At 59.3% G+C, this 12,435-nt stretch carries 10 protein-coding genes, 1 tRNA gene and 1 pseudogene; 5 read left to right on the forward strand and 7 right to left on the reverse strand.

Annotated features, from left to right (window positions below):
- The 3 genes and pseudogenes from AB4Z32_RS26130 to AB4Z32_RS26140 form a co-directional block, all read left to right on the forward strand.
- Positions 1-150 (forward strand): annotated as a pseudogene (locus AB4Z32_RS26130) (IS481 family transposase); the annotation flags it as partial.
- Between the two features lie 478 nt (positions 151-628).
- Positions 629-1,390 carry a hypothetical protein gene (locus AB4Z32_RS26135; RefSeq protein WP_442124769.1) on the forward strand — a complete coding sequence of 254 codons (762 nt, stop codon included), beginning with the start codon at positions 629-631 and terminating at the stop codon, positions 1,388-1,390.
- 71 nt (positions 1,391-1,461) lie between these two features.
- Positions 1,462-1,665 carry a hypothetical protein gene (locus tag AB4Z32_RS26140; protein WP_442124770.1) on the forward strand — a complete coding sequence of 68 codons (204 nt, stop codon included), beginning with the start codon at positions 1,462-1,464 and terminating at the stop codon, positions 1,663-1,665.
- 745 nt (positions 1,666-2,410) lie between these two features.
- On the opposite strand, the gene AB4Z32_RS26145 is transcribed toward AB4Z32_RS26140, so the two are convergent.
- The 3 genes from AB4Z32_RS26145 to AB4Z32_RS26155 form a co-directional block, all read right to left on the reverse strand.
- Positions 2,411-3,016, reverse strand: coding sequence for a hypothetical protein (locus AB4Z32_RS26145; protein WP_442124771.1), 606 nt, complete (start codon positions 3,014-3,016; stop codon positions 2,411-2,413).
- 607 nt (positions 3,017-3,623) lie between these two features.
- Positions 3,624-4,847 (reverse strand): tyrosine-type recombinase/integrase, encoded by a 1,224-nt coding sequence (locus tag AB4Z32_RS26150; protein WP_442124772.1) that lies wholly within the window; start codon positions 4,845-4,847, stop codon positions 3,624-3,626.
- Positions 4,848-5,012: 165 nt separating this feature from the next.
- A tRNA-Leu gene (locus AB4Z32_RS26155) sits at positions 5,013-5,097 on the reverse strand.
- Positions 5,098-5,218: 121 nt separating this feature from the next.
- On the opposite strand from AB4Z32_RS26155, the gene AB4Z32_RS26160 reads away from it, so the two are divergent.
- On the forward strand, positions 5,219-7,186 hold the full coding sequence (locus AB4Z32_RS26160) for an APC family permease (RefSeq protein WP_442124773.1): 1,968 nt from the start codon (positions 5,219-5,221) through the stop codon (positions 7,184-7,186).
- A gap of 14 nt (positions 7,187-7,200) precedes the next feature.
- Here the strand turns inward: AB4Z32_RS26160 and AB4Z32_RS26165 are convergent, their stop codons facing one another.
- Positions 7,201-7,653, reverse strand: a complete 453-nt coding sequence (locus tag AB4Z32_RS26165; protein WP_442124774.1) for a hypothetical protein — start codon at positions 7,651-7,653, stop codon at positions 7,201-7,203.
- 288 nt (positions 7,654-7,941) lie between these two features.
- Between AB4Z32_RS26165 and AB4Z32_RS26170 the strand changes: the two genes are divergently transcribed.
- On the forward strand, positions 7,942-8,529 hold the full coding sequence (locus AB4Z32_RS26170) for an FxDxF family PEP-CTERM protein (protein WP_442124775.1): 588 nt from the start codon (positions 7,942-7,944) through the stop codon (positions 8,527-8,529).
- A 57-nt stretch (positions 8,530-8,586) separates the two neighbouring features.
- Here the strand turns inward: AB4Z32_RS26170 and AB4Z32_RS26175 are convergent, their stop codons facing one another.
- From AB4Z32_RS26175 to rho, 3 genes are all read right to left on the reverse strand, one after another.
- Positions 8,587-10,368, reverse strand: coding sequence for an ArnT family glycosyltransferase (locus tag AB4Z32_RS26175; RefSeq protein WP_442124776.1), 1,782 nt, complete (start codon positions 10,366-10,368; stop codon positions 8,587-8,589).
- 121 nt (positions 10,369-10,489) lie between these two features.
- Positions 10,490-10,759: a type B 50S ribosomal protein L31 gene (locus AB4Z32_RS26180; RefSeq protein ID WP_379776300.1), complete on the reverse strand. Its 270-nt coding sequence runs from the start codon at positions 10,757-10,759 to the stop codon at positions 10,490-10,492.
- 353 nt (positions 10,760-11,112) lie between these two features.
- On the reverse strand, positions 11,113-12,375 hold the full coding sequence (gene rho / locus AB4Z32_RS26185; RefSeq protein WP_442124777.1) for a transcription termination factor Rho: 1,263 nt from the start codon (positions 12,373-12,375) through the stop codon (positions 11,113-11,115).
- Positions 12,376-12,435 lie beyond the last annotated feature (60 nt).

The raw sequence follows: 12,435 nt of genomic DNA on the forward strand, positions 1-12,435 counted from the left end.
TTGCTGAACTACTTGAAGCTGTACAACCACCACATTCCACAACGCGCCATCGACAATAAAACGCCTATCCTCGCACTCAAGGAATGGCAGCAGAAGCGCCCAGAATTATTCGTCAAACGCGTTTACGATCAAACGGGACTGGACAGCTAATTCATAACGGCGAAAATGCTTACTTGCAAGTTTGGCAACAACATCGTACACTGAAGCGCTGAATATACGTGTGCGAATAACTTAGGTTCTCCGGCTTGCAAGATCGTTCGTGGTCGATTGATATCTGAATTGAATTTGTGTAGCAAGTTAATAGGACTTATAAATGAAAAAATTGACGAGGGAAGAATTCAAACTAGTCGCAGGTATACCCATCACGAAACCACGGGATTTCTCCATTTACAATGGCGCACCGTATGAATGTGCGTGCGGATCAATTCATTCCTTTAGTGAATTCTCAAGCCAGGCTTTTGTTTCGAGCGGCGTTAATGCAAAATTTATGGTTCAATGCCCAAAGAACAAAAAAGCAGTTACGTTGATTGAAACGAAGTATAAATTTCTAGTGAAGTTTGATCGTTTCATATCGCTAGCTGGGCATATGGAACAATAGCCCAAGTATTTGGAAAAGAATGGAGCTATAGTGTTCGAACTTATTGGCGTGGCCTTTGTCGCATTCATTGTCTGGACAGTTGTGAAATCAATGTTTGGCGGCGCAGTAGAAGGCACCTTGTTGCGGGCAAGGGTATATGCTGCAGATGCTGGCGTTCCTCTTGAATTCTCGAAGGAGATCATGGAGCATCCGGACGTCGTCAAGCAAGCTCGACGCGAGCTGGCAAAAAGCGACATTGACTTCGCCACACTGGATGTGTACGAACAATACGGTAAGACGATTATCGGGCTTTACACTAGAGCGCGGCAAGTTGAGATAAAACGCCTGAGGACGCAAGTCGCTGATGTTCTTGCCCAACAATTCGACCGAGTAGACCGTGATTTCCCTGCTTATGGGTGCTCGTATTGTTATGTCAGTGCTCTGTATATCAGTGCTCTCACGCTCGCATTTTCAAAAGTTATACCTACGGAAGATGAGGCTAAGAAAATCTTCACTTACTGCTTTGCACATCGACAATTTGGCGGGGAAGAAATGGAGATTTTCGAGTCGTCCGGTATGGAAAATCCGTTCCTCAACAGCGCATCAAGTGATAAGGCATGGAATGAGATGAAGAGCTTGCCGAGATTAAAAGATAACTTGCTGGCGATGTCAGAGCTAGTGAAGAAGGAAGTCGCGGCTAACAAATTTGATTTTTTCTACAAGCTGCGAGAAAAATATATCGACATTTATATGGACGGTATGGTCGAAAGTGATCTCGTCAAATACGACCCTCATTGGTACCTCAAAATATAATATCTTATCGATGGAATTAAGGCGCTGAGCGAACGCCTCGACACTTCATCCTGTCCGAAAAATACGTATTCATGAAATTTCGGAAGATCGACGCGCTCAAGATTGAGCTGGATAGGGAGTCGAAGCAAGGAATGCACTACACGGTCCGCTTCGTTCTTCCTGGTCCGATTGTGTTTCAAAATCAGCCTCTGATTGACCTGCTTCACAGTATCCCGCTGGTCCGCTGGAACCTTGAAGCGCAAGGGAGCCCGAAGGGCGATCCCGGTTACTTTTGATCGAGGAAAACCAACTGTGGATGAATTTACGACACTGCGCGACAAGCTTGTACGGACTGCGCTTGAGTGGGAGCGCCGCTTTGGAGTGGCGCCGTCAATAACGTCGACGCTTTCTGAATATGATGCTGCACAGATAGTAGGCACAGCGATGAATCGTTCGCGGCTGATTGCGTCGGTCGGACGGCCGTAACCAGAGGATCTGACTTTACTTACCGGGGCAAAAGGTATCAAGTCAAAGCCTGCCGACCTAGCGGGAAACCAGGTTCTACGATCACGAAAGTACCCAAAGCGAGCAACTATGATTGGGACTTACTCATCTGGGTACTCTATGACCAACAGTACCGGGTTCTGGAAGCATGGCAATGATACCGTACATCGTTCGACACCATATCCGGCGTAAGCCCTGCAATGATGCGAGCGGGCACTCCACTGCATGTAGTAAAGCAGAGCCTAGTAACCCTTGCCGCGATGTGAAGGAAAACGCCGACGATGACAAGCGACACCACCAATCAAGCATGCGCCGAATACAAGACGGACTACGCCATCTTGATTCGCACCGCTGCAAAGTGGAGTATCCCGCGAGACCTTGCCGTGCAGGTGATCCGCCGCGACCTCAAGTGTGTCTATTGTCGGCACATCTTTGCTGCGCCGTACGAGGACAGGGCACGGATGAATCCAACTTGCGCTGCGGGAAACTGCGTGAATGCTCTGCGGCGCAAGTAGGCGGGCGCGTGGCGATTCGGCGTTAGCTACGGCAAACAGCGGCAACTTCGATGGCAAGCTCATCCAGATAAACATCGGACCAGTTGCAAAAGGAGTTGCCAGGAGGCCAATTTTGATAGCCCGGCAGTGCGAGCGACGGGATAACAAAGGCTTTCGTGCCAGTGGAGAGCTCAACTTGGGGAAAGATACCGGGCCGATCAGGCGGGGGCGGCAGCATTGGTTCGTCAGGAAACGTCCTGTTGAACTCATCACGCACGCCCTTGCCGTGGATGATGATAGATTTCGGCGCGATCTCACGCAGAATTGTGTGAAAGATCGTAAGCCCATGGGCTTTGCCCCCTATATGTTCCGGCAAATTAAGGTCTTTCTTTTTCGGGGTAGCATAGCAGACTATATTTGTCTCTAAGACAGACTCGACGCCCACACGAGCTAGCTTGGCGGCGAGCATATCAATGTTGCTCCGCGTCGGCGATTCCTTGGTGACCTCATTATAGAATCCGCGGCAAGTCTCCCCATTTCTATTGAACAGTGCATCGACATGCCGTTCGTGTTGTACGGACGCGGCAGGGTATGCCTTGGCAGGATTGTAACCGACAATAAAAACTTTCGCCTGTACAGGAGAAAGCATACTCGTCATCCAAGGTCGAGGATATTGTCCATTCAGTGCAGCTGTGAGGCCGCATATCACGCGTTCGAAGGAGTCCAAGATGATTGCGTTGCCTTTCCAATTCGTAGCATCGTGTTGACCGATAATAGTCTCGCACGCCCTATAGACAATACATGCTTGTCTATAGGGCGGCGGTGCACGGTGCAGAAAATTACCATTTTTTATCTAAGCGGTGCGTCCGTGCCATAACTGCTCAATACGCCATAGGGGACGCCCCTCCGCACGCGGATATCGGAAATGACCCAGCAGTAAGGTAACAGCGGGCTGGATTGTGGTCGCGCTCCCCCCAGCGGTAATTTATACGCTGATCTTCCAATGCAATTTCGGAGATACGCTCAAGGCGGCTATAGCAAAATGGCTCTCACATGCGCCCGCCTACGTTGAGTCAGCTGCAGCCTTCGGCTTCATCTAAGCCGTGGTGGTCTCGGTGTGGGCACTTATAACCCTGGCTCAGATTCTGCGGCATCGAAGCGGTAAGAATGGAATGGAAAAAACATGCGTGAAAAATTGACAGCTCGTTTTGCTGCTTCGTCCAGCTGCTGTAATGAACACATCTGGCATTTGTTAGTCAGCGAGAATCCCTCATGTCGCTGTGTTTTATTGAATCAAGGTAGTCCGCCCAGCGCTGCATCATCAATCGCCGCGCAGGCAAATGCGCCGTCCGGTTATACGCGCGCCCGTTTGGATCCTTGACGGCATGCGCAAGCTGATGCTCAATCAAATCCACCCGCTCCCCCAGCACTTCATCCATGATCGTGCGCGCCATTGCACGAAAGCCGTGACCGGTCATCACATCCTTGCCATAGCCCATGCCACGCAAGGCCGCGTTGACCGTGTTCTCACTCATGCAGCGTGTACTGGTGCGAACGCTGGGGAACACGAACTTGCCGTGCCCTGTCATCGCATGGAGCTCACGTAGCAGCGTGACGGCTTGCGTCGCCAGCGGCACGATGTGATCCTGCCCCATCTTCATCTTGGTGCCAGGGATGCGCCATTCGGCCGCACCGAGGTCGATCTCGGACCACTCGGCGGTGCGCAGCTCTCCAGGGCGAACAAATACGAGCGGCGCAAGCTTGAGCGCGAAAGTGGCGTAGGCATGCCCGTTGTACGCATCGATCGCGCGGAGAAGTTTCGCAGCTTGCGCCGGCTCGGTGATCGCAGGGTAGTGCGCTTCCGGGACAGCGGACAGCGCGCCGCGCAGGTCCACGGTGACGTCACGGTCGGCTAGTCCGCTGGCGACCGCGAACCGAAATACCTGACCGCATAGCTGCTTGATCTTGTGCGCCGATTCGATCGCCCCTCGCGCCTCGATCCGTCGAAGCGCAGAAAGCACGTCCTTGGGCTTGATGGTGGAGATGGGGAGGGAGCCGATGACCGGGAAGATGTTCCCTTCGAGCCAAGCGGTATTCTTCTCCTGCGTGCTGGTGGCGCGGCTTGCCTTGGTCTTGGCGAGCCATGCGCGGGCGACCGCTTCAAAGGTATGTTGCGCCGCCGTTGCACTGGCCTCCTTTTCTTCGCGCTTGGCCCTTCCAGGGTCGATGCCTTGGTCCAGCAACCTGCGCGCCGCCAGTCGCCTGGTGCGCGCCTCGGCGAGGGACACGACGGGATACTTACCGAAGGTCAGTCGGTTTTTCCTGCCGTTCGGCTGCCGGTAGGCCATGCGCCAGAATTTTGTCCCATTCGGCATGACCTCAAGGTACATGCCTTCGCCATCACCCAGGGTGTAGGTCTTCTCCCTTGGCTTGGCGTTGCGGATAGCGGTGTCAGTCAGCGGTGTGCAGATCTTGGGCATTTTGGATCCATGACGTGAGGCGTTTTTTCTCCATAAGCGAAAATATGGATCCAAAAACGCGGGCTGGTGATGGACGAGCTCAAACGTCGGCGCACAAAAAAACCGCGTCCCCAGAGGGAGAAACGCGGTTTCATGGACTTTACTGGATTACTACGGATGAGTACGTGGTGCCTCCGGCCGGAATCGAACCGGCACGCCTTTCGGCGCTTGATTTTGAGTCAAGTGCGTCTACCAATTCCGCCACAGAGGCTGCAAGCGCAGGCGCGCATCTTAGCACATGCGATGCCAAAAAGACCAGTGCCCGTGCGCACGGTTCAGGCGTATGATCTCGCCTACCTTGAGAAACGACCGCCGGCAGTGCGGTGCGCATAATGAAGAATAAGAAGATACGCGAGATTATCCTCGGCAAGGCGCTCGATCCGATGCAGAGCGAGACCCGCCATTCGATGGCGCTGGTCGCCTTCCTGGCCTGGGTCGGATTGGGTGCGGACGGCCTGTCCTCGTCCGCCTACGGTCCCGAAGAGACCTTCCGTGCGCTGGGCGCTCATACCCACCTCGGCCTCTACCTGGCGGTGGCCACCGCGGTCACCGTCTTCGTCATCGCACTCGCCTACAACCAGGTGATCGAGCTGTTCCCGACCGGGGGCGGGGGCTACCGCGTCGCCACCAAGCTGGTCGGGCCTTATCTTGGCCTGGTCTCGGGCTGCGCGCTGGTCCTCGACTACGTGTTGACCATCGCGATCTCGATCGCCTCCGGGGTCGATGCGCTTGCGTCCTTTTTGCCGCTCGGCTTCCAGGACTATAAATTGTGGGCCGAGGCCTTCTTCATCGGCCTGCTGATCGTGATGAACCTGCGCGGCCTGAAGGAGGCGATCCAGATCCTGCTGCCGATCTTCCTCGGCTTCGTCGCCACCCACCTGGTGCTGATCGTGTACGGCATCGTCGCGCATGCGTCGCACCTACCGGCGCTGGTGCCGAATACCCTGGGCGAGACGCGCGAACTGGCGGGCAGCATCGGCTGGGCCGGCGTGGCCGGGATGCTGCTGCTGGCGTATTCGCAGGGCGGCGGTACCTATACGGGCCTGGAGGCGGTATCGAACAACGTCAACCTGCTGGCCGAGCCGCGCGTGCGCACCGGGAAGATCACGATGTTCTACATGGCGGTGTCGCTGGCCGTGACCGCCGGCGGCATCATCCTGCTCTACCTGCTGTGGGAGGTGCGGCCGGTGGCCGGCGAAACCCTGAACGCCACCACCTTCCGCCACATCATCGGCAACATGGGCATGCACAGCGAGATGCTGAATCACGTGCTGCTGGCCGTGGCGCTGGCCTTCGAGGCCGGGCTGCTGTTCGTCGCCGCGAATACCGGCTTCCTGGGCGGTCCCTCGGTGCTGTCGAACATGGCGTCGGACTCCTGGGTGCCGCACCAGTTTCGCTATCTGTCGACCCGCCTGGTGAAGGAGAACGGGATCCTGGTGATGGGCATCGCCGCGCTGGCGATCCTGTTCTGGACCGGCGGCCAGGTCGCCTTGCTGGTGGTGCTGTATTCGCTGTCGGTGTTCCTGACCTTCGCGATTTCGCTGTTCGGCCTGTGCCTGTACTGGTGGCGCCACCGCAAGGACACGGACAACGTGCGCTGGGTGCGGCGCTTCCTGTTGTCCCTTGGCGGATTCGTGATCTGCGCCGGCATCCTGGCGATCCTGCTGGTCGAGCGCTTTACGCAGGGGGGCTGGGCCACGGTGCTGATCATCGCCGCTATCGCCGGCCTGTGCGTCGTCATCCGCAACCACTACCGCGAGACCAAGCGCGCGATCAGCTCGGTCGACCAGGTGTTCGCGGACCAGCCCTTTGGGCCCGAGAAGGAGTCGGTCGAGCCGGATCCGGAAGCGCAGACCGCGGTCTTCATCGTCGGTAACTCGCGCGGCGGCGGCCTGCATGCGCTGCTGTGGGTGTTGCGCATGTTCCCGGGCCACTTCAAGAACTTCCTGTTCGTGAACGCGCGCACGGTCGATGCGCATGCCTACGGCGGCGAGGGCGCGCTCGAAAAGATGCGGGAGGATGCGGCGGAGACGCTGGAATACTTCGTCGATTTCTGCCAGAGCCACGGGATGGCGTCGGCGTCCTATATCGGCTTCGGCACCGACGCGGTGGATGAGATCACGCGCATGTGCGAGCAGATCAATCGCGAGTACCCGAATACGATCTTTTTCACCAGCAAGCTGATCTTCGCACGGGACAACTGGTTCACCCGGCTGCTGCACAACCAGGCGGCGCTCGCCGTCCAGCGCCGCCTGCACCTCGAGGGATTACAAATGGTGATCCTGCCGATGAAAGTCTGAGCGGGCGCGGACCGTCAACGCGTCATCTGCTGGCGCAGCGCACGCAGCGCCGGCACCGGCCCCGTGACCTCGAGCGCATGCGCGCGCACGGTCACGGCGATTTCCTTGCCGCCACGCGTGCGGTAACGCACGGCGCCGGGGATGCGTTCGGCCGGCGCATAGCCGAGCCGGCCCAGGGCATCGTCCAGCGTGCAGACCAGGTGGCAGGCTTCGAAACGGGTCGTGACCTCGAAACGGCCCGGCATCATGGTCAGCGTCGGCAGCAGGCCGCCGGCGAGGATCGGCAGCACGATATAGGCCAGCGGCGCGCCCGGATCCAGTTGCCAGAACGCATACATCAGCGCCGGCAGGCCCAGCGCCAGCGTCAGCGCCAGCCACGCCAGGCGTTGCGGCGAACCCAGGGAGGAGGAGGTGCGGCGCGCCTGTTCCGGGACGCGCACGATATCGGAAAACGTCACGCTTTTCATGATGGCTCCTTGGCTGGCGATGCCGCCGGATAGCGGGCACATCCACCATTCTGATAATGTAAGCCAAGGAGGAATTGATTTTTCTCAAGTGGGCTCTTGCCGGAAATGAAGTGTTTTCGTTACGGAAATTCGTAGTCAAACAATGCCAATTTCCGGCAGAAAACGGCTGAGATTTGTGCGCAATCTAACAGTTGACAGGTTGGACCGAACTTAAGCTGCTATCAAGGATCGGTGTCAGTACGCCGTACCCTGGATAGTATGTCCCGACAACTTATCTCAGGAACTATCATGAAACTGAAATCTCTCGTTCTGAGCGCCCTCATCGCGGGCGCGGCGTGTGCCTCCCAGGGCGCCGCCGCCCAGGCGATCGACCGGACCGCTCCGCTAGTGACAGCGGGCGACGGCGTGGGCGGCTTCAACGCGCATTTCGGCGATACCTTCGCGGCCTCGACCGTCGGCAATGCCTTCACCGATATCTTCACCTTCAACATCGGCACGCCTTTCGATGCCGCTTCCTCCCTGACCTCGTCCTACCTGAACACCCCGCAGACCAAGGACCTCTTGATCACCGGCTTCAGCCTGTACCGCTACGATCCGGCGACCATGGCGATCCTCGGCACGGCAATCGCCGGCATCAACGACACCGGCTTCGGCTCGCATCCAACCGATTCCTGGTCGCTGACGGCGTATGGCCTGAATAGCGGCTACTACGCGCTGAAGGTCGACGGGAAGGTGCTGGGAGCCGGTGGCGGCGCCTTCGGCGGCGATTTGACGGTGTCGCCGGTACCGGAACCGCAGACCTGGGGCATGCTGCTGGCCGGCCTGGGCCTGCTCGGCGTGGCGGCGCGGCGCAAGCTGGTGCCGATCAGGATCTGAATGACGCGAAGGGATCGCGGATACGAAAAAGCCACCTGCTCAGGTGGCTTTCTCGTTTCAACGCCGCTGATACAGGCGGAAGCGCTCGGTGCGGTCGGAGGGCCGGCGGCCTTCCCACAGCAGGGTCCAGTCGCGCGGGCGGAAGTCGTCCAGCACGATCTGGCCGCCGCGCGGACCGTCGCCGGTCTGGAGCACGCTCTGGCGGTTCGCATCCGCATGCGCGCCGTCGGCGGGCTTCCTGAGGCTTTCCTGCAGTAGCAGGTAGCTGCACTTGCCGCCCTCGACACCGGCGAAGGGCAGGTGGCCGAAGTAGGCGAAGGAGGCGCGCTGGGCCGGACCGACGTTGGTGTCGATGCAGTCGGCATTCGCCGGCAGGCGTGCCGCGATCTGCTGGCCGACGCTGGCGTAGCTCCTGGCGTAGTTCAGGTCCGGCATGAACAGGGTCATCAGCAGCACCCACAGCAGGATCAGGCCGCCGGACGACAGCACCACGGCGCGCCACAGCACCGAAGGCTGGCGCGACAGGCGCCAGTGCACCAGCAGGAACCAGCCGACCGTGGCGGCGGCGGCGACGATGAAGGCGACGATGCCGAATTCCGGCTTGAAGCCGGGCACCAGTTTCAGCGCGTTCTTTGCGAGCTGGGCCGGCCAGCCGGTCAGCTTGGCGACCCAGAACAGCCAGACGAAGCCGCCCAGCAGGCTCAGGACCATCACCGAGAACCAGTCGATCGCATTGATGGTGCCGCGTTTCATGGTCGGCAGGCCGAAGGCGGCCATCAGGGCCATCGGCGGCAGCAGCTTGAGCAGGTCGCCGTTTTCCGGCACCGGATCGCACAGCACCAACAGCGCCAGCAGGCCGACGAAGCAGGTCGGCAGGATGATGTGCAGCATGCCGTGCTGGCGGCGCCAGGCCCAGGCGGCCCAGGCGGCGAAGGGCCAGGCCGGCCAGCAGAACCAGATGCCGACGCGGAAGAAGGCGCCGATCGAATGCCAGCTCGGCACGCTCAGCTGGCCAGCGTTCCAGACCAGCCATTCGCTCACCGGCGACAGGCCATAGGGTTGCACCAGCATCGCGGGCAGGATCCAGACCAGCATCACCAGCACGGCCGAGCCAGTGGCCAGGCCCAGGTTGCGCAGCACGGGACGGGCGGGCAGTTTCAACAGGCGGGTGCACAGGAGCAGCGCGCCCAGCAGCACGATGGGGGAGGCGACGCCGCGGGTCAGTGCCAGCGCGCCCAGCACCAGGCCGGTCAGGGCCGCGTTGCGGCGGGACGGATCCTCGATATAGCGCACCGAACGGTAGAGGAACCAGGCCAGCAGCGAGCCCTGCAGGGTCACGGCCAGGGTTTCATGGCTTTGCAGCAGCAGGCCCAGGCAACCCAGGTAGATCAGGACGGCGGTGTCGGCCAGGGTGCGGCCATAGTCGTCGGGTTCGGGCTGGCCGCCGAAGGCCAGGCGCAGGGGCTGGGCTTCCGCGCGCCGGCCCAGGCGGAACGCGGTCTGCCACAGCGAGACGGTGCCGAGCACGAAGATGCCGATGGTCGACAGGCGCGCCGCCAGCACGTCGCCCACCAGCCAGCCGAACAGCTTGATGCACAGCGCGCCCAGCCAGAAGGCCAGCGGACCTTCCTCGGGCGAGGGCAGGCCGGCGATATTCGGCAGCAACCAGTCCTTGAAACCGCCGTGCGCCATGGTCCACATGATGCCGAAGCTGGCGGCGTCGTCCTTCCAGGGATCGCGCCCGATCAGGCCCGGCAGGATGTATAACAGCCCAAGTGCATACAGGGCCCATCGTGGCAGCGCGAGGGTGGCGGCGGCTGGGAGGCGGACTGGTTTCATCGATAGTGTTGCGTGATGTGCTGGAATAATGTCGCGCTAGTATAGCGGCAAAAAAAAAGGAAGCCCCAGGGCTTCCTTCTTGGAGACCCGAAGGCCTCCTGACAGTGCGCTCGCCGGGGAATTAGCCGTTGGCGACGCTGGTCTTCGAGCCGACCGAACCGAACTTCTGGCGGAATTTCTCGACGCGGCCAGCGGTGTCGACGATCTTGTGCTTACCGGTGAAGAACGGGTGCGATTCAGCCGACACCTCGATCTTGACCAGCGGGTATTGCTTGCCTTCGAAATCGATGGTTTCGCGGGTGTTGATGGTCGAACGGGTGATGAATTTGAAATCGCAGGACAGGTCGTGGAAGACGACTTCGCGGTAATCCGGATGGATATCGGTTTTCATGTTTTGCCTCGGTTAAGTTGGTAGCCAAAAGGCACTTCGTCGGTCGCGCTGCTTCTTGACCCGATTGCCGATCACTTGCCATGGGTGGTAATGAACCGGAGATTATATGTCAGCCGGAGCCACGAGGCAACCTTCCAGGGTTCAGGCATGGGGCAGGCGCGACATCATGGTCAGGATCATGCCGCCGAAACCGATGACCATGGTGATGGTGGCTGCCGCCATCCACTTGCTCAGGCGTGAGGATTCGCCATGGATGTCCGTTTTGAGGATCTGAACGAATCGTGGCGCATAAAGCAGAAAAGGCGAGTTCGACTCGCCTTTTCCGTGGATCCCGTTATCTCAAACGGCAGGGATCAGCCGCCGCGACGCATCATGTCGAAGAACTCGACATTGTTCTTGGTTGCGCGCATCTTGTCGAGGATGAACTCCATCGCCTCGATCTCGTCCATCGAGTACAGCAGCTTGCGCAGGATCCAGATCTTCTGCAGCTGGTCCGGCTTGATCAGCAGTTCTTCGCGGCGGGTGCCCGATTTGTTCAGGTTGATCGCCGGGTAGACGCGCTTCTCGGCCAGGCGGCGCTCGAGGTGCACTTCCATGTTGCCGGTACCCTTGAATTCTTCGTAGATCACGTCGTCCATGCGCGAACCGGTTTCGATCAGCGCGGTGGCGACGATGGTCAGCGAACCGCCTTCCTCGACGTTACGGGCGGCGCCGAAGAAACGCTTCGGACGCTGCAGGGCGTTGGCGTCGACACCACCGGTGAGCACCTTGCCCGAGGCCGGGATCACCGTGTTGTAGGCGCGCGCCAGGCGGGTGATCGAGTCCAGCAGGATCACGACGTCCTTCTTCATTTCGACCAGGCGCTTGGCCTTTTCCAGCACCATCTCGGCGACCTGCACGTGGCGGGTGGCCGGTTCGTCGAAGGTCGAGGCAACCACTTCGCCGCGCACCGAACGCTGCATCTCGGTCACTTCCTCGGGACGTTCGTCGATCAGCAGGACGATCAGGGTGACGTCCGGGTGATTCGCGGTGATCGCGTGGGCGATGTGTTGCAGGATGACCGACTTGCCGGATTTCGGCGATGCCACCAGCAGGCCACGCTGGCCCTTGCCGATCGGGGCGATCAGGTCGATGATGCGGCCGGTGATGTTTTCCTGGCCGTTCATGTCGCGCTCCAGGCGCAGCGGCTCGTTCGGGTGCAGCGGCGTCAGGTTCTCGAACAGGATGCGGTGCTTGGAGGCTTCCGGCGATTCGCCGTTGACCTTGTCCACCTTCACCAGCGCAAAATAACGCTCGCCATCCTTCGGCGTACGCACTTCCCCTTCGATCGAGTCACCCGTATGCAGGTTGAAGCGGCGGATCTGCGACGGCGAGATGTAGATGTCGTCGGTCGACGCCATGTAGCTCGCATCGGGCGAACGCAGGAAACCGAAACCGTCCGGCAGCACCTCGAGCGCGCCGTCGCCGAAAATCTGTTCGCCTTGTTTCGCGCGCTTCTTGAGGATCGCGAACATCAGTTCTTGTTTGCGCAGGCGGGCTGCGTTGTCGATATCCAGGCTGATCGCCATCTCCAGAAGGGCGGAGACGTGCATTGCCTTCAGTTCAGATAAGTGCATGTGTCGGGTGTCCCGTGACGGGAAAGTAAAGGTAGGGGAGGGAACTACGTGGGTTGATTA

This window comes from Massilia sp. 2TAF26 (assembly GCF_052115005.1).
Taxonomy (GTDB): domain Bacteria; phylum Pseudomonadota; class Gammaproteobacteria; order Burkholderiales; family Burkholderiaceae_D; genus Telluria.

Bases quoted from the DNA above. Each gene is read 5' to 3' on its own strand.
- AB4Z32_RS26140 (WP_442124770.1), top strand. From the start codon at position 1,462: ATGAAATTTCGGAAGATCGACGCGCTCAAGATTGAGCTGGATAGGGAG.
- AB4Z32_RS26145 (WP_442124771.1), bottom strand. From the start codon at position 3,016: ATGCTTTCTCCTGTACAGGCGAAAGTTTTTATTGTCGGTTACAATCCT.
- AB4Z32_RS26150 (WP_442124772.1), bottom strand. From the start codon at position 4,847: ATGCCCAAGATCTGCACACCGCTGACTGACACCGCTATCCGCAACGCC.
- AB4Z32_RS26160 (WP_442124773.1), top strand. From the start codon at position 5,219: ATGAAGAATAAGAAGATACGCGAGATTATCCTCGGCAAGGCGCTCGAT.
- AB4Z32_RS26165 (WP_442124774.1), bottom strand. From the start codon at position 7,653: ATGAAAAGCGTGACGTTTTCCGATATCGTGCGCGTCCCGGAACAGGCG.
- AB4Z32_RS26170 (WP_442124775.1), top strand. From the start codon at position 7,942: ATGAAACTGAAATCTCTCGTTCTGAGCGCCCTCATCGCGGGCGCGGCG.
- AB4Z32_RS26175 (WP_442124776.1), bottom strand. From the start codon at position 10,368: ATGAAACCAGTCCGCCTCCCAGCCGCCGCCACCCTCGCGCTGCCACGA.
- AB4Z32_RS26180 (WP_379776300.1), bottom strand. From the start codon at position 10,759: ATGAAAACCGATATCCATCCGGATTACCGCGAAGTCGTCTTCCACGAC.
- rho (WP_442124777.1), bottom strand. From the start codon at position 12,375: ATGCACTTATCTGAACTGAAGGCAATGCACGTCTCCGCCCTTCTGGAG.